This window comes from Ensifer sp. 4252, from assembly GCF_050434565.1.
Lineage (GTDB): Bacteria > Pseudomonadota > Alphaproteobacteria > Rhizobiales > Rhizobiaceae > Ensifer.
This window is the reverse complement of the sequence record NZ_JBNDIU010000001.1, coordinates 263,569-278,799: the sequence shown is the minus strand read 5'-3', so window position 1 is coordinate 278,799 and position 15,231 is coordinate 263,569. Positions and strand designations below refer to the sequence as shown.

Sequence of the window (15,231 nt, the reverse complement as noted above, 5' to 3'; positions counted from 1 at the left end):
CGATCCGTTCCATATAGCTGCTCCAAAGCGCAAATCATCTGGGAGAATGTCATGAAGATCAAATGGCTCGGCCATTCCGCCTTTCACATCGAAACGGCAACGTCGAAGATCCTGATCGATCCCTTCTTTACCGGCAACCCGGCATTCCTCGACAGCGAGCGCAAGGAGGTGACGTCGGGGCTTACCCACATTCTGTTGACGCACGGTCATGGCGATCATGTCGGCGACACTGTTGCCATCGCCAAGGAGACGGGAGCGGTAGTCGTCGCCAACTTCGATCTCTGTATGTGGCTCGGCCGCCAGGGTGTTTCGGCCATGGAGCCCGGCAATACCGGCGGCACCATCCATCTATCCGGCTTTTCCGCCACTTTCGTCAACGCGCTGCATTCTTCGGCGCAGATTACCGAAGACGGCGTTTCGCATTCGCTCGGCAGTGCCAACGGCCTCGTCCTGCATTTCGAGGACGAACCGACGCTCTACCATATGGGCGACACGGACATCTTCTCGGACATGGCGCTGATCGAAGAATTGCACCAGCCCCAGATCGGCCTCGTTCCGATCGGCGACCGCTTCACCATGGGGGGCGCCGTCGCGGCACTTGCCTGCCAGCGCTATTTCAAGTTCTCGACCGCCATTCCCTGCCACTACGGATCCTTCCCGATCATCGATCAGACACCGGAAAACTTCGTCGTGGGCATGGACAGCGCCTCGACCAAAGTCGCGACACCTGATGTCGGCGGCGTTGTGGCCGTCTGACGGCGAAGGCTGTCAACACTGCGGCAGGCGAGCGATCGGGCGATTCCCCCGTTGCGCGCCTCGCCGCGCACCATTATAGCGGGGGAAAGTTCCAGATACCGGAGACGACCATGTCCGTAGACCTTGCCACCGTGAAGCGCGTCGCGCGCCTCGCCCGCATCGCCGTCAGTGAAGATGAAGCCACGCGGATGGTGGGCGAAATCAACGGCATCCTTGGTTTCGTCGAGCAGCTCTCCGAAGTGAATGTCGATGGCGTCGAGCCCATGACGTCTGTGACGCCGATGGAGATGAAGAAGCGCCTGGACGTCGTGTCCGATGGCAGCAAGGCCGACGATATCGTCGCCAACGCTCCCAATACCGATCGCAACTTCTTCCTCGTCCCGAAGGTCGTCGAATAATCCGACCGCCTGCCGCCCCGACGTACCCGATTTGCGAAAGCCCGATTTCACCATGACCGAACTCACCAGCCTGACGATCGCCGAAGCCCGCACCAAGCTTGCCGGCAAGGAAATCACCGCCGTTGAACTGACCGACGCCTATATCGCGGCGATCGATAGCGCCAACGAAGCGATCAATGCCTATATCGCCGTCACGCCCGACAAGGCGCGCGAAATGGCCAAGGCTTCGGATGCGCGCATCGCCGCCGGCAAGGCCGGCGCGCTCGAAGGTATTCCGCTCGGGATCAAGGATCTCTTCGGGACCGAAGGCGTGCACACGCAGGCCTGCAGCCATATTCTCGATGGTTTCGCCCCGCGCTACGAATCGACCGTCACCCAGAACCTCTGGAACGATGGCGCGGTCATGCTCGGCAAGCTCAACATGGACGAGTTCGCCATGGGCTCCTCCAACGAGACTTCCTACTACGGTGCCGTGAAGAACCCCTGGCGCGCCAAGGGCTCCAACCTCGATCTGGTCCCGGGCGGCTCGTCCGGCGGTTCGGCCGCTGCCGTGGCCGCGCATCTGTGCGCTGGTGCTACGGCAACCGACACCGGTGGCTCCATCCGCCAGCCGGCGGCGTTTACCGGCACCGTCGGCATCAAGCCGACCTATGGCCGCTGCTCGCGCTGGGGCGTCGTCGCCTTCGCGTCGTCGCTCGACCAGGCCGGCCCGATCGCCCGTGATGTGCGTGACGCTGCGATTCTTCTGAAGTCGATGGCAAGCGTCGACGCCAAGGACACGACCTCCGTCGATCTGCCGGTGCCGAACTATGAAGCCTCGATCGGCCAGTCGATCAAGGGCATGAAGATCGGCATTCCCCGCGAATACCGTGTCGACGGCATGCCGGAAGAGATCGAAGCCCTGTGGCAGCAGGGTATCGCCTGGCTCAAGGACGCCGGTGCCGAGATCGTCGACATCACTTTGCCGCACACCAAATATGCGCTGCCGGCCTACTACATCGTCGCCCCGGCCGAAGCATCCTCGAACCTTGCCCGCTACGACGGCGTCCGCTACGGCCTGCGCGTCGACGGCAAGGATATCGTCGACATGTACGAGAAGACCCGTGCCGCCGGCTTCGGCCAGGAAGTCAAGCGCCGCATCATGATCGGTACCTACGTGCTTTCCGCCGGCTATTACGACGCTTACTACCTGCGCGCCCAAAAGGTTCGCACCCTGATCAAGCGTGACTTCGAGCTGGCCTTCCACGCCGGTGTCGACGCGATCCTGACGCCGGCCACGCCGTCTTCGGCCTTCGGTATCGCCGACGAAGATCTCGCATCCGATCCGGTCAAGATGTACCTGAACGACATCTTCACAGTGACCGTCAACATGGCTGGCCTGCCGGGCATCGCCGTTCCCGGCGGCGTTGACCACAAGGGCCTGCCGCTTGGTCTGCAATTGATCGGCAAGCCGTTCGAGGAAGAGACCCTCTTCAAGACCGCCCATGTGATCGAACAGGCGGCCGGCCGCTTCACGCCCACCAAGTGGTGGTAAAGGGTTGAGGGCGTCGCACCGCAAGCGTGCGACGCCCTCAATCGCCGTCTGGCAAACCAGTCGGCCGCATGATTTAGTGACGCGGAGAGGGGAACCGCGCCGTGCCTTTGATCCGTCATGCTCGTCAGGATGAGGTCGGTGCTCTCACCGCCATAGGCCTTCGCGCCTGGGAAGGTGCAATTGTCGGCCTCGCCGATGTCGGCCGGATGAGGCAACTGGCGGAGAGTGCCTTTTCCGGCTTTCTTTCCAATCACTGGCTCTCCGTTTCATTGATCGAGGTCGATGGCAGGCCGCGCGGCTGGGTGGCCCGCGAGAATTTCGACGAGATTATCTCCGACCTGTGGATCGAGCCGGAAGCGCAGGGGCAGGGGCTCGGCGGTCGTTTGCTCGCCGATATCGAGCTTCGCATTTCAAACGATGGCTTCGAGGCGGCGAAAACCAAGACGCACGCCCAGAACGCGGCAGCCATCGGCTTCTTCCGGAAACACGGCTATGGGGTCAGCTGGCTATCGACCGCCTATGCGCCGAAGCTTGATCGTGATGTCGAGTACATCGGGCTGAGCAAGCCGCTCGCAGTTGCCGATTCAGGGGTTTACGGCCGCTAGCCGAATAAGTGTGATATTTGAAAACGGCTCCTCATCCGTATCAGCATAGCTCCGGCCGCATATTCACGGCGCATTCATTTGACCCATGAAATATTAGGGGTTATGAAATTGCGTGGCGGCGCAGGGGACGTTCGTTGCAGACATTCGAAAATACCATCGAGCAATCCGCGTTTGCCAGATCATCCTTTCAACCGCTGTGGATTGTCGGTCTCGGCCTGACCGTCTTTGCCGCCTGCCTGCTCGGCATTTTCAGTCGCCCCTTCGGCATGCTTGCTTCGGTGTGGCCCGCCAACGCGATCCTGCTCGGTCTGTTGGTCCGCCATCCATCGCTGGCTTCGCCGGCAGGCTGGTTCTCCGCCGCACTGGCCTATCTCCTGGCGGACCTTTTGACGGGCTCGAGCCTGGGCGCGGCGGCCATCCTGAACGCCGCTAACATGATCGGCGTCGGCGTCGGCTACACCCTCTTCATGCGCCTTTCCACAGAGCACCGCCATCTGCGCCGGCCACTTGCCGTGCTCTACATGTTCTCGATCTCGGCCATTGCAGGCGGCAGTGCATCGATCGTCGGTTCGATCGCGGTGACGCAGTATTTTGGCGAGCCGATCGCACGCGCATTTGTCGCATGGTTGACGACGGAACTGGTTAACTATGTCGTGATCCTGCCGGTTTTCCTGGCGATGCCAGCGCTTGCCGATAGAGAGAGGTTCGTGCCGGTGGCCGCAACAACCGCCGCTGCAGGTGTCAATCCCTGGCCGATCATCTCCTTGGTGCTGTCCTGTGTCGCGGCCCTGCTCATCGGCGGGCCGGGCGCAATTGCCTTTCCGGTGCCGTCGTTGCTCTGGTGCGCGCTGACCTACCGTCTGTTTGTCGTGGCCGTGCTGATGGCAACTGTCTGTATGCTGGCCCAGGTCGCCGTTGCCTCGGGCATCCTGCATCTCGGGGTCGATCGGCTCGCAGAGGCGACGCTGACATCGACGCGGCTCGGCATTACGCTTCTGGCGCTTGGACCTTTGACCGTGGCAAGCATCGACGCTGCGCGCCGAAGCTTGATCGCCAGGCTTTCCCACGCGGTTGATTATGACTTTCTGACGCAGTGTCTCGCCCGCGCGGCATTCATGGCGCGTGCCTCGGCCTCGATCGAGACCGAGAAGCGCAAGGGGCCGGTCTTCGCCATGATGCTGGATATCGATCGCTTCAAGGTGATCAACGATACCCATGGTCATGCAGCTGGCGATCATGTCTTGCAGGCCGTTGCGCTGACGATCCGCTTGGCGCTCCGCTCCGACGATCTCATCGGCAGGCTCGGTGGCGAAGAGTTCGCGATCCTTCTCGTCCGGCAGACGCCTGCGGAAGCCGCTCGTGTCGCCGAGCGGATTTTGACCGCTGTTCGCGCGCTCAGCATCGATCTTGAAAATGGCGAGAAGCTTTCGGTGACGGCGAGCATCGGCATTGCCGACCTGCCGCCGGCAGGTTCTGGCCTCGACGGCCTGCTTTCGCAGGCGGACAAGGCGCTCTATGCCGCCAAGGCGGACGGGCGCGACCGTATCCGCACCTACGCGCACGGCATCCCAGAAACGGACCCGGCGGCAGGTCGCTAGACCAGTTGCTTACGAAGGGCGAACATTTTTCGAAATTCGCGGGAAGCGCCCAAGAAGATGCCGGGTCGTACCGGCATCTTCTTGGGTTTTGTCGATCAGCGATTGTTGAGTTCCGACCGGACCAGACGCAAGCCCCGCTCAGTGATGCGATAGGGTTTGCCGGCCGATGACGAGATCGCTTTCTTGCGCTTCAGTTTGCGGAAGAGTTCGAGGTTGAAGCCCGGGTAGACCCATCCGTCGCGTGTGAAGCATCGAATTTCGATGATCGTTTTGTCGTCGCGGGTAATTTCGATACGGCCACCTTGGGCCAAATGATGAAGAATGCGCTGCTCAGCGCGTGAGATATCCATTTCTGAATGTTCCGGAATGGCGTTCGTGAGAACGCAAAAAAACGTTCCGCAAATCTTGGGAAAAGCGGGGTTACGTTTCCGGCCCGTGCGCGCAATCTTTAGGAGAAAGCGGGCAAGGGCCCTTACCGGGACTCAGACGATGAGAACATCAAAACTCCATTCGAACGAACGCTTCCTAGAAGACACTGGCGAAGGCGTCAAGATATCCGCTCGCAAAGATTGCACAAGCGGCCGTTACAATCGTCTGAAGCAGGACGATCAGAATGAGCCGCGTCCGAAACGGCTCCTTGCGCGTCTTGTGTCTGAAGACCTGGCTGCCGGCCATCGCGCCGATGCTGCCGCCGAAGAACGCCGATTGCAGCAATGTCCGCTCGCGGATGCGGCGCCAGCCTGATCGCGCCGCATGCTTGTCGTACCAGAACAGGCAGAAGCTCATGACGTTGATCGCGACAAGGAAACACAGGAGACCGGGAACGGTGATGGGCATATCGACCTTTTGCCATAGCGGCGGCTAAGCCGCGGTTAAACCGTGCGCCACGTCATGACGGGGCAGCTGATCGCGCCTAACAACTTGCACCATTGCGGCAATTGCTCTACCGAGAAACCAAGAATTCAGGCTTCAAAGAAGAGCATGATATGAGCATTGTCGACGTCCGCACTCCCGATTCCAAACGCTTCATCCCTGGCGCCACCGGCGACTGGGAAGTCATCATCGGCATGGAGGTCCATGCCCAGGTGCTTTCCAATTCGAAGCTGTTCTCGGGTGCATCGACCGAATTCGGCAAGCCGGCGAACGCCAACGTGTCGTTGGTCGATGCGGCCATGCCTGGCATGCTGCCCGTCATCAATGAGGAATGCGTCAAGCAGGCGGTTCGCACCGGCCTCGGCCTCAAGGCCGTGATCAACAACCGCTCGATCTTCGACCGCAAGAACTACTTCTACCCCGACCTGCCGCAGGGCTATCAGATCTCGCAGTTCAAGGATCCGATCGTCGGCGAAGGCCAGATCATCATTTCCGTCGGGCCTGATCGCCAGGGGCAGTTCGAAGACGTCGAGATCGGCATCGAGCGCCTGCATCTTGAGCAGGATGCCGGCAAGTCGATGCACGACCAGCACCCGTCGATGTCCTATGTCGACCTCAACCGCTCCGGCGTCGCGCTGATGGAGATTGTCTCCAAGCCCGACATGCGCTCGTCCGACGAGGCCAAGGCCTATATGACCAAGCTGCGCTCGATCGTGCGCTATCTCGGCACCTGTGACGGCAACATGGACGAAGGCTCGATGCGCGCCGACGTCAACGTCTCGGTCCGTCGCCCCGGCGAGGGCTTTGGCACGCGCTGCGAAATCAAGAACGTCAACTCCATCCGCTTCATCGGTCAGGCGATCGAGTACGAAGCACGCCGTCAGATCGGCATTCTGGAGGACGGCGGTTCCATCGACCAAGAAACGCGCCTGTTCGACCCGAACAAGGGCGAGACGCGCTCCATGCGCTCCAAGGAAGATGCGCACGACTACCGCTATTTCCCGGATCCGGATCTGCTGCCGCTCGAATTCGACCAGGCTTTCGTCGATGCGCTGAAGGCCGACCTGCCGGAACTCCCTGACTACAAGAAAGAACGCTTTGTCGGCGACATGGGCCTGTCGGTCTATGATGCCTCTGTGCTCGTATCCGAAAAGTCGATTGCCGACTATTTCGAGGCCGTGGCCGAAGGCCGTGACGGCAAGATTGCCGCAAACTGGGTGATCAACGACCTGCTCGGCGCCTTGAACAAAGCCGGCAAAACCATTGAAGAGACTCCGGTTTCCCCCGCCCAGCTCGGCGGCATCATCGATCTCATCAAGGCGGAGACGATCTCCGGCAAGATCGCCAAGGACCTCTTCGAAATCGTCTGGAACGAAGGCGGAAATCCCGCCGAAATCGTCGAAGCGCGCGGCATGAAGCAGGTGACGGACACCGGCGCCATCGAGAAGGCGGTCGATGAGATCATCGCTGCCAACCCGGATCAGGTTGCCAAGGTCCAGGCAAAGCCGTCGCTGGCCGGCTGGTTCGTTGGCCAGGTGATGAAGTCGACCGGTGGCAAGGCCAATCCGCAGGCCGTTCAGGCGCTGGTCAAGGCCAAGCTCGGCATCGAGGAATAAGCGATGTTCTTCGTCCGCACGGCGAGCGAGCGCGATCTGGAAAAGGTTCGCGCGCTGCTCGTCGAGACGTGGCACGCGACCTATGACACCTTCTATGGTGTCGAGAAGGTCAACGAACTGACGGGGCGCTGGCATTCGCTGCCGGCGCTTAAGAGCCGGCTGGAGCGCAAGAACGCGGAGTTTCTCGTCGCCGACGATGGCCGCAACATCGGCGGCATGGGCTATGCGTCCATGTCCGATACGCTGAAGAAGACCGCGGTGCTCCACCAGCTTTACGTCTTGCCGAAATTCCAGAGGCAGGGGATCGGACGCGATATTTTCGCCGAACTCGAAACATGCTTCCCGGATGCGGAACGCATGCGGGTCGAAGTCGAACCGCAGAACCTTCACGCGCTCGCATTCTATCGGGCTCATGGATTTTCAGAAGTCGGCCAGACCAGCGATTGCGGCGGCGACCAGTCGGGGCTTCCGGCACTCATCCTTGAAAAACCGCTCGTCTGACACGTTGTTTCCACGGATTCAGGTGCTTGCGATTGGCCGTAATTATCATGCGCTGTGGAAAAAGCCGCGACCGGTGTTGGCTGTCACGAAACTGTAGCCTTGTGATGATTGACGCTTAGCGCTGATTGCCGAGCCGGGGGAGGACACATGGACGCGACGGTTGACTTCGATATCCGCAAGGCCGAACTGGCGGATCTTCCGGCGATCATCGCGCTCTTTGCCGCCGACGAGGTAGGCGGACATGGAGACACGACCGAGCCTGAGGCTTTCGCGGATTATCTCGCCGCTTTTGCGCGGATCGAAGCGTCACCACTTCAAGCCCTTTACGTCGCCCGCCTCGGAGAAGAAGTGGTCGGCACTTTCCAGACGACATTGTTGACGTCGCTTCCTGGGCCCGGTCAGCCAAGACTGGTGATCGAGGCCGTGCAAACCCGTAATGACCTGCGCGGCCGCGGCATTGGCGCGCGCATGATGCGCCACGCTATCGAGTGTGCGCGTGAGGAGGGGGCTGCAAAGGTCCAACTCTCTTCGAATGCGACGCGCACGGACGCACGAGCGTCTCGGTTTTGTTCGCAGCCATGTCGGCTTTCACATGCCGTTGAAATGACCGTGCTTGCCTCGGAATCACTGGACAAGACTGGAGTGGCGGGGCATAAGCGGGAACATAGTTTTGGTATCCGGCCGCCTTCCCAACGGTCGGTTGAGGACGGCATCCATGAAGCTCCTGCTGCAGATTTTCACCTGGTGGAACCAACAGACGATCGGAACGCGGTTTCATACCTGGCGTAACGGTCAACGTGTCGGCGAAGACGAACTCGGCAACGTCTACTATCAGGGTGGCAAGGACTCCGAAGGCCGGACGCGCCGCTGGGTGATTTACAACGGTTACGCCGAAGCCTCTGCCATTCCGGCCGGCTGGCACGGCTGGATGCATCACCGCACCGACGTTTCGCCGGCGGACGAAAAATACGTCGCTCGCGAGTGGCAGAAGCCGCATCGCCCGAACCCGACCGGCACGGCCAACGCCTACCGGCCGCAGGGTTCGATCGCCGGCGCTGGCGCTCGTCCGCGTGTGACGGGCGACTATGACGCCTGGACGCCGGGTTCCTGAGACGCTTGTCGTCGGACAAGGCGCGCCGCCTCGCGAAATGGTCCAGTGACCACGGGGCGGCCACATTTCATGTTTAGCGCCTGATATCCATCAACGGTGAATGCAAGGCGCGCGGGAGACAGGCGGGAATGGCGGGTTCTTATCTGCGGAAAACAATCGGCCAGGTATCGAGCCGGCTCGGTGTCGCCGCGCTAGCCGCGTTGCCGATGACTGCCTCGACCGGTACGGCCGAGGCCGCGCGGATCAACAACGCCGTCGCCGTGTTTTCCGGCATAGACAAGATCACTGGCCGCATCACCACCTTTGACGTCTATATCGGCGAGACCGTCCAGTTCGGCGCCCTGCAGGTAACGCCACGCGTCTGCTATAACAGGGACGACACCGAAGCCCAGAAGATCACCACCTTCGTGGAGGTCGACGAGATCACGCTCGACCGCAAGATCAGGCGGATTTTTACCGGCTGGATGTTTGCCGACAGCCCCGGCCTCAATGCCGTCGAGCACCCGGTCTACGACGTCTGGCTGCAATCCTGCAAGGCGACGTCAGACCTGCCGCCACCGGATACGGCTTCCAAGAAATAGCGTCGTGGTTGCCGCACTCGAAGGCGGCAGCGATATCCTCCATTGAATACTCCTGTGTTTGCTCAGCCTTTGAAGCATCGGCAGCTGTCACATCCGTGCGTGCGGGGAGGCGAGCGGTCCTTAACGGGATGCGGCGTATCGCCTTGCTGGTGTCTCAGAGGCCTTCCTCGAACGGCACAGCCCAGCCGCACCGTGCGAAGGAAGCGCAAAGCGGCTCTCCATCAATAAATGCATAAAAACAAAGAGATAGAGGGCGTGCGTGACTCTGTTTAAGAGCGGAAGCGCTCTATTTGGCAGGCGACGCTGCAACACCGCTCGAAAAATCTGAGCTTGGATGAAAGGGTTTGCGAAATACAGGCCCAATGGGTATGCCCAATATCCGCTATTCGCTCAAAACGAAAGATCGGGCGAGTTCATCGCATTGGCGAGCATGATCTCATACTCGGCCTTCGGCACGTCGATCGCGCCGAAGGATTTCAGATGCTCGGTGGTGAACTGGGTGTCGAGCAGTTCAAAGCCCTTGGCGCGCAAGCGCTCCACCAGATGCACGAGGCAGATCTTGGACGCGTTGGTGCGCCTGGAAAACATGCTTTCGCCGAAGAATGCCGAGCCGAGTGAGACGCCATAGAGACCGCCGACCAGCGCATCGTCCTCCCAGGCTTCGACGCTGTGTGCGTAGCCCATCGAGTGAAGTGTGGCGTAGAGCGAGCGGATCTTGTTGTTGATCCAGGTGGTCGGACGATCCGGCGCCGGCGCTGCGCAGCCTTCCATCACGGCCTCGAAGGCGGTGTTGAAGCGGATGTCGAAGTGGCTCTTGCGGATTGTCTTTGAGAGACTGCGCGAGACGTGAAAGCCATCAAGCGGAATGACGCCGCGGATTTCCGGCTCGACCCAGAAAAGCTCCGGATCGTCAGCCGAATCGGCCATCGGAAACAGGCCTATGGAATAGGCGCGCAGCAGCATATCCGGTGTTACGTCGGGTTGCTTGCTGCGCGTCCCTTTCAATGCACGGTCCTATTCGGACGTCGTGGCCAGATGGTGCTCCAGCCAATGGATGTCGTATTCGCCGTTCGCGATATCCTGATTGTTGATCAGGTCCTGGAACAGCGGCAGCGTCGTCTTGATGCCGTCGATGACGAATTCGTCGAGCACACGACGAAGGCGCATCATGCATTCAACACGTGTGCGGCCATGGACGATGAGCTTGCCGATCAAGCTGTCGTAGTAGGGCGGGATACGGTAGCCCTGATAGGCACCCGAATCGACGCGAACGCCGAGACCGCCCGGAGCGTGGAAATGCGTGATCGTGCCCGGCGAGGGGACGAAGGTACGCGGATCCTCGGCATTGATACGGCACTCGATCGCGTGGCCGGAAAATACGACGTCTTCCTGCTTGACCGAAAGCCCGCCGCCCGATGCGACACGGATCTGTTCATGCACCAGATCGATGCCGGTGATCGCCTCGGTGATCGGATGCTCCACCTGAAGACGGGTGTTCATTTCGATAAAATAGAACTCGCCGTTCTCGTAGAGAAACTCGACCGTGCCTGCGCCGCGGTACTTCAGCTTCTTCATGGCATCGGCACAAACCTGGCCGATCTTCATGCGCTGTTCGACGTTAAGGGCGGGCGAGTTCGCCTCTTCCCAGACCTTCTGGTGGCGACGCTGCAAGGAGCAGTCGCGCTCGCCGAGATGGATCGCATTGCCTTCGCCGTCGCCGACGATCTGGATTTCGATGTGGCGCGGCCTGCCGAGAAACTTCTCCATATAGACCGCGTCATTACCGAAGGCCGCGAGCGCCTCGGAACGAGCGGTTGACACAGCCTCGTCGAGGTCAGCCTCGGTCCTTGCGACCTTCATGCCGCGACCGCCGCCGCCAGCAGTCGCCTTGATCAGAACCGGGAAACCGATCTGGCGCGCGACTTCGAGCGCATTTTCCGGCCTCACTTCGCCGTCCGAGCCTGGAACCACGGGGATGCCAAGTTCCTGCGCCGTCTTCTTGGCGGTGATCTTGTCGCCCATGATGCGGATATGTTCCGCCGTCGGTCCGATGAAGGTGATGTCGTGCGCTTCGAGGATTTCGGCGAACTTGGCGTTTTCCGACAGGAAGCCGTAGCCCGGGTGCACGGCGTCAGCGCCGGTGATTTCGCAGGCGGCGACGATCTGGTGAATGTTCAGATAGCTATCGCGCGACGGCGGAGGACCGATGCAGACGCTTTCGTCGGCGAGGCGCACGTGCATGGCATCGCTGTCGGCCGTGGAGTGGACGGCCACAGTCGCGATGCCGAGCTCCTTACAGGCGCGCAGCACGCGAAGGGCGATTTCGCCGCGATTGGCAATGAGAATTTTCGAGATCATCGCAGCGCCGCCTTATTCGATTACGATCAGCGGCTCGCCATACTCGACGGGGGCTGCGTCCTGTACGAAGATTTCGGTCACCTTGCCCGAACGCGGGGCAGGGATCTGGTTCATGGTCTTCATCGCTTCGATGATCAGAACCGTCTGGCCTTCCTTGACCACGGTACCGACCTCGATGAACGGGCGGGCGCCCGGAGCCGGCGCGAGGTAGGCCGTGCCAACCATCGGAGCCGTGACCGCGTTCTTGGAGTTGCGGCTGGTCTCTGCCGGAGCGGCAGCCGCGACGGGCTGCGCAGCGTGGACTGCCGGCTGGGCCTGGTAGGTCGGCATCGAGACGGCGACGGGCGTGCCGGCGCGCGATACGCGAATGCGAAGGTCTTCCTGCTCCACTTCAATCTCGGTGAGATCCGTGTCGTTCAGGATATTGGCGAGATCGCGGATCAGCGCCTGGTCGATACCGGGTTTCTTGTCAGCCATGGGATATGAGCCTCGTGTTCTTTTTATTTCGACGTTTCTGTCAGGTTCTTTAGCGCATGCAGCGCCAGAATGTAACTCTGCGCACCGAAACCGCAGATGACGCCTTTGACCGCCGGGGCGATCATCGACTTGTGGCGGAATTCTTCGCGCGCGTGGATGTTGGAAAGATGCAGTTCGACCACCGGGATGCCGATTGCGCGGATGGCATCGTGCAGCGCGATCGACGTGTGGCCGTAGGCCGCCGGATTGATCGCGACGCCTGCCGCCTTTTCGCCGGCCTCATGCAGCCAGTCGACGAGCGTGCCTTCATGGTTGGATTGCCGAAAGTCGACCTCCAGCCCTAGTGCCTTGCCTTCCGTGGTGCACATCGCCTCGATGTCGGCGAGTGTCTGGCCGCCATAGATCCCCGGTTCGCGCTTGCCGAGCGCATTGAGGTTGGGGCCGTTCAGCACGAAAATTTTGGTGGGCATGCGGGATTCCGGTCCAGTGATAGAGGGTTACCTATAGACTGATGGTCCCGCGAGGAAAAGCCCTTTGGGTCCTCGCGGGATTTGTCCACAGTTGGGACAGGCTGTCCAATGCAGGGGGTCAGCAGGCGGTCTTGCCGCAGCTGCGCATATTGGACACCTTGGTGCTGATTTCCTCGGCGCCGACGGCTCCGAACACCGCCTCGTTGCCGATCACGTAGGAGGGCGTGCCGGTGATGCCGAGATCGTTGGCGAGGGTGTAGGCCTCACGCACGGCCGCGTCATGCGGCTCTTTCTCCATCTTGGCACGCAGCTGCTTTTCGGTGACGCCGAGCTTGCCGGCAACGGCAATCGCCGTTTCCTCGGTTGCGCGGTCCTCGCCGCCGAGCAGGGCTCGGTGGAACTCGCCGTACTTCTCGGGCGCGACCAGACGGAATGCGGCACTGACCTTGTGGGCAGCCAGCGAATCCGGGCCGAGGATCGGCAGTTCCTTCAGCACGAAGCGGATGTTCTTGTCCTTCGACAGGATCTCGTCCATGTCCGTCAGCGCACGTTTGCAGTAGCCACAGTTGTAGTCGTAGAACTCGACGACCGTGACGTCTCCATCAGGATTGCCAAGCACCATGTCATAGTCGGAGTTGAAGATCGCCTTCTTGTTTTCGGTGATCGCACCTTCAGCCGCTTCCTGCTGCTTGGCGCGCTGCTTGGTGGCCAGCGCTTCCTGGACCTCAAGCATGATCTCAGGATTGGCGAGCAGATATTCCTTGATGAAGGCGCCAAACTCTTCCTTCTGTGTCTGGTCGAGCGCCAGTGCGCTTTGCGGCAAGCTGACCCCTGCCATGAACGCGGCCAGCGTTCCGGCGGCAATCATTTTCGTGCTGAAATTCATTTCTACCTCGTTGTCTCTGCCTGCCCTGTCTGTCGTCCATGTCGCGATACGGCGTCAATGCGCGCTTGCAAAAGACAACAGGAATCTCCAGCACCGCAACACGCGGGCAGCATAGGGTGGGCCCCGGTGAAACGAAACGGCAAAATCGGCGGAAATACGGCGCTCGCGCACTTGTGAAGCTTTCAGCGATCGGGCAAAGGGGCCGAAGTTAGCCGCTTCTTGAGGATATTGCCTTGGTAGAATTGTCGAACCGCAGCGCCGTCGAACCCTTTCATGCCATGGACGTTCTGGCAGAAGCAACGCGCCGACGCGATGCCGGACACCCGGTGATTTCGATGGCCGTCGGCCAACCGGCGCACCCTGCGCCGAAGGCGGCCCTGGATGCGGCGCGCAAGGCGCTCGAGCATGGTCGGCTCGGCTACACCGACGCGCTTGGCACGTTGTCTCTCAGAACCGCTATCGCCCGGCACTATCAGAAGCGCCACGGTATCGCGCTCGACCCGCAACGCATTGCGGTGACCACCGGGTCCTCGGCCGGATTCAATCTTGCCTTCCTCGCGCTCTTCGATCCCGGCGATTGCGTGGCGATCGCGCGGCCCGGATATCCCGCCTATCGCAACATTCTCGCAGCGCTTGGCCTGACGGTCGTGGAGGTGGAAGCCAATGCCGAGAGCGGTTTCACTTTGACGCCAGAGAACCTGGCGCGTGCTGCCGCGAAGATAGGCCGCCCGTTGAAGGGTGTGCTTCTGGCAAGCCCGGCCAACCCGACGGGTACGGTCACGGGCAGGGCAGGTCTCAAGGCGCTCGCCGACTATTGCCGCGCCGAAAACATCGCCTTCATCTCCGACGAGATCTATCACGGGCTGACCTTCGCCGGTGAAGAGACAAGCGCGCTGGAGGTGACAGACGATGTCTTCGTCATCAACTCCTTCTCCAAATATTATTGCATGACCGGGTGGCGGATCGGCTGGATGGTGCTGCCGGAAGCACAGGTTCGCGGCTTCGAGCGCATCGCCCAGAGCCTCTACATCTCGCCGCCGGAGCTGTCACAGATCGCGGCGGAGGCGGCACTCGGTGCGCAGATTGAGCTCGATGGCTACAAGGCGGCCTACGCGGCCAATCGCGAAATGCTGCTGAAGCGACTGTCGGAGATCGGATTTTCGATCGCGTCACCGATGGACGGTGCTTTCTATGCCTATGCGGATGTCAGTCGCTTCACCAACGACAGCATGGCGTTTGCCCGCCGGATGCTGGCGGAAATCAACGTGGCGGCAACGCCCGGCTTCGATTTCGATCCGCTCGAAGGGCATCGTACGATGCGGTTCTCCTATGCCGGATCGACAGCCGACATGAGCGAAGCGATGGATCGGATCGCCCGCTGGATCGCCTGATCCTCTGTGGTTTCAGCAGGTTGCGGCCTTTGCCGGACTCTTTTTGACAAGCGCTTGATTCAAACTCGCAGCTGGA

17 protein-coding genes and 1 pseudogene are annotated in these 15,231 nt (G+C 60.8%); 11 read left to right on the top strand and 7 right to left on the bottom strand.

Annotated elements, in window-relative coordinates:
- Nucleotides 1-51: 51 nt before the first annotated feature.
- The 5 genes from ABIE33_RS01415 (at nt 52) to ABIE33_RS01395 (ending at nt 4,891) form a co-directional block, all read left to right on the top strand.
- Entirely contained in the window at nt 52-756 is a 705-nt protein-coding gene (locus ABIE33_RS01415; RefSeq protein ID WP_429120452.1) for a metal-dependent hydrolase, read from the top strand.
- Nucleotides 757-866: 110 nt separating this feature from the next.
- Entirely contained in the window at nt 867-1,154 is a 288-nt protein-coding gene (gene gatC, locus ABIE33_RS01410) for an Asp-tRNA(Asn)/Glu-tRNA(Gln) amidotransferase subunit GatC (RefSeq protein WP_053247080.1), read from the top strand.
- Between the two features lie 52 nt (nt 1,155-1,206).
- Nucleotides 1,207-2,688 carry an Asp-tRNA(Asn)/Glu-tRNA(Gln) amidotransferase subunit GatA gene (gene gatA, locus ABIE33_RS01405; protein WP_429120449.1) on the top strand — a complete coding sequence of 494 codons (1,482 nt, stop codon included), beginning with the start codon at nt 1,207-1,209 and terminating at the stop codon, nt 2,686-2,688.
- Between the two features lie 101 nt (nt 2,689-2,789).
- Nucleotides 2,790-3,293, top strand: coding sequence for an N-acetyltransferase family protein (locus ABIE33_RS01400; RefSeq protein ID WP_429120446.1), 504 nt, complete (start codon nt 2,790-2,792; stop codon nt 3,291-3,293).
- Between the two features lie 134 nt (nt 3,294-3,427).
- On the top strand, nt 3,428-4,891 hold the full coding sequence (locus ABIE33_RS01395) for a diguanylate cyclase (RefSeq protein WP_429120443.1): 1,464 nt from the start codon (nt 3,428-3,430) through the stop codon (nt 4,889-4,891).
- Nucleotides 4,892-4,986: 95 nt separating this feature from the next.
- Here the strand turns inward: ABIE33_RS01395 and ABIE33_RS01390 are convergent, their stop codons facing one another.
- On the bottom strand, nt 4,987-5,241 hold the full coding sequence (locus ABIE33_RS01390; protein ID WP_429120440.1) for a YjhX family toxin: 255 nt from the start codon (nt 5,239-5,241) through the stop codon (nt 4,987-4,989).
- 175 nt (nt 5,242-5,416) lie between these two features.
- Nucleotides 5,417-5,728, bottom strand: a complete 312-nt coding sequence (locus tag ABIE33_RS01385; protein ID WP_429120437.1) for a DUF1294 domain-containing protein — start codon at nt 5,726-5,728, stop codon at nt 5,417-5,419.
- Between the two features lie 149 nt (nt 5,729-5,877).
- On the opposite strand from ABIE33_RS01385, the gene gatB reads away from it, so the two are divergent.
- The 5 genes and pseudogenes from gatB to ABIE33_RS01360 all read left to right on the top strand — a co-directional run bounded on the left by gatB (nt 5,878) and on the right by ABIE33_RS01360 (nt 9,573).
- A complete protein-coding gene (gene gatB / locus ABIE33_RS01380; protein ID WP_429120435.1) occupies nt 5,878-7,380 on the top strand; it encodes an Asp-tRNA(Asn)/Glu-tRNA(Gln) amidotransferase subunit GatB in 1,503 nt (500 codons plus the stop codon).
- Between the two features lie 3 nt (nt 7,381-7,383).
- Nucleotides 7,384-7,881 (top strand): N-acetyltransferase family protein, encoded by a 498-nt coding sequence (locus ABIE33_RS01375; protein WP_429120432.1) that lies wholly within the window; start codon nt 7,384-7,386, stop codon nt 7,879-7,881.
- Nucleotides 7,882-8,028: 147 nt separating this feature from the next.
- Nucleotides 8,029-8,488: pseudogene (locus ABIE33_RS01370) on the top strand (GNAT family N-acetyltransferase).
- 108 nt (nt 8,489-8,596) lie between these two features.
- A complete protein-coding gene (locus ABIE33_RS01365; RefSeq protein ID WP_053247087.1) occupies nt 8,597-8,992 on the top strand; it encodes an NADH:ubiquinone oxidoreductase subunit NDUFA12 in 396 nt (131 codons plus the stop codon).
- Between the two features lie 128 nt (nt 8,993-9,120).
- A complete protein-coding gene (locus tag ABIE33_RS01360; protein WP_429120429.1) occupies nt 9,121-9,573 on the top strand; it encodes a DUF2155 domain-containing protein in 453 nt (150 codons plus the stop codon).
- 390 nt (nt 9,574-9,963) lie between these two features.
- Here ABIE33_RS01360 and aat read toward each other — a convergent pair whose 3' ends face one another.
- The 5 genes from aat to ABIE33_RS01335 form a co-directional block, all read right to left on the bottom strand.
- Nucleotides 9,964-10,578, bottom strand: a complete 615-nt coding sequence (aat, locus tag ABIE33_RS01355) for a leucyl/phenylalanyl-tRNA--protein transferase (protein WP_429120426.1) — start codon at nt 10,576-10,578, stop codon at nt 9,964-9,966.
- A gap of 9 nt (nt 10,579-10,587) precedes the next feature.
- On the bottom strand, nt 10,588-11,931 hold the full coding sequence (accC, locus tag ABIE33_RS01350) for an acetyl-CoA carboxylase biotin carboxylase subunit (protein ID WP_429120423.1): 1,344 nt from the start codon (nt 11,929-11,931) through the stop codon (nt 10,588-10,590).
- Nucleotides 11,932-11,943: 12 nt separating this feature from the next.
- A complete protein-coding gene (gene accB, locus ABIE33_RS01345; protein ID WP_429120420.1) occupies nt 11,944-12,408 on the bottom strand; it encodes an acetyl-CoA carboxylase biotin carboxyl carrier protein in 465 nt (154 codons plus the stop codon).
- Between the two features lie 23 nt (nt 12,409-12,431).
- Nucleotides 12,432-12,878 (bottom strand): type II 3-dehydroquinate dehydratase, encoded by a 447-nt coding sequence (gene aroQ, locus ABIE33_RS01340; protein ID WP_053247093.1) that lies wholly within the window; start codon nt 12,876-12,878, stop codon nt 12,432-12,434.
- Nucleotides 12,879-12,996: 118 nt separating this feature from the next.
- On the bottom strand, nt 12,997-13,764 hold the full coding sequence (locus tag ABIE33_RS01335; RefSeq protein WP_429120417.1) for a DsbA family protein: 768 nt from the start codon (nt 13,762-13,764) through the stop codon (nt 12,997-12,999).
- Nucleotides 13,765-14,042: 278 nt separating this feature from the next.
- On the opposite strand from ABIE33_RS01335, the gene ABIE33_RS01330 reads away from it, so the two are divergent.
- The gene (locus ABIE33_RS01330) at nt 14,043-15,155 is read left to right on the top strand and encodes a pyridoxal phosphate-dependent aminotransferase (RefSeq protein WP_429123020.1); all 1,113 of its coding nucleotides are present in this window, start codon (nt 14,043-14,045) and stop codon (nt 15,153-15,155) included.
- Nucleotides 15,156-15,231: the final 76 nt, after the last annotated feature.

Bases quoted from the DNA above. Each gene is read 5' to 3' on its own strand.
- ABIE33_RS01415 (WP_429120452.1), top strand. From the start codon at position 52: ATGAAGATCAAATGGCTCGGCCATTCCGCCTTTCACATCGAAACGGCA.
- gatC (WP_053247080.1), top strand. From the start codon at position 867: ATGTCCGTAGACCTTGCCACCGTGAAGCGCGTCGCGCGCCTCGCCCGC.
- gatA (WP_429120449.1), top strand. From the start codon at position 1,207: ATGACCGAACTCACCAGCCTGACGATCGCCGAAGCCCGCACCAAGCTT.
- ABIE33_RS01390 (WP_429120440.1), bottom strand. From the start codon at position 5,241: ATGGATATCTCACGCGCTGAGCAGCGCATTCTTCATCATTTGGCCCAA.
- ABIE33_RS01385 (WP_429120437.1), bottom strand. From the start codon at position 5,728: ATGCCCATCACCGTTCCCGGTCTCCTGTGTTTCCTTGTCGCGATCAAC.
- gatB (WP_429120435.1), top strand. From the start codon at position 5,878: ATGAGCATTGTCGACGTCCGCACTCCCGATTCCAAACGCTTCATCCCT.
- ABIE33_RS01375 (WP_429120432.1), top strand. From the start codon at position 7,384: ATGTTCTTCGTCCGCACGGCGAGCGAGCGCGATCTGGAAAAGGTTCGC.
- ABIE33_RS01365 (WP_053247087.1), top strand. From the start codon at position 8,597: ATGAAGCTCCTGCTGCAGATTTTCACCTGGTGGAACCAACAGACGATC.
- ABIE33_RS01360 (WP_429120429.1), top strand. From the start codon at position 9,121: ATGGCGGGTTCTTATCTGCGGAAAACAATCGGCCAGGTATCGAGCCGG.
- accC (WP_429120423.1), bottom strand. From the start codon at position 11,931: ATGATCTCGAAAATTCTCATTGCCAATCGCGGCGAAATCGCCCTTCGC.
- accB (WP_429120420.1), bottom strand. From the start codon at position 12,408: ATGGCTGACAAGAAACCCGGTATCGACCAGGCGCTGATCCGCGATCTC.
- aroQ (WP_053247093.1), bottom strand. From the start codon at position 12,878: ATGCCCACCAAAATTTTCGTGCTGAACGGCCCCAACCTCAATGCGCTC.
- ABIE33_RS01335 (WP_429120417.1), bottom strand. From the start codon at position 13,764: ATGAATTTCAGCACGAAAATGATTGCCGCCGGAACGCTGGCCGCGTTC.
- ABIE33_RS01330 (WP_429123020.1), top strand. From the start codon at position 14,043: ATGGACGTTCTGGCAGAAGCAACGCGCCGACGCGATGCCGGACACCCG.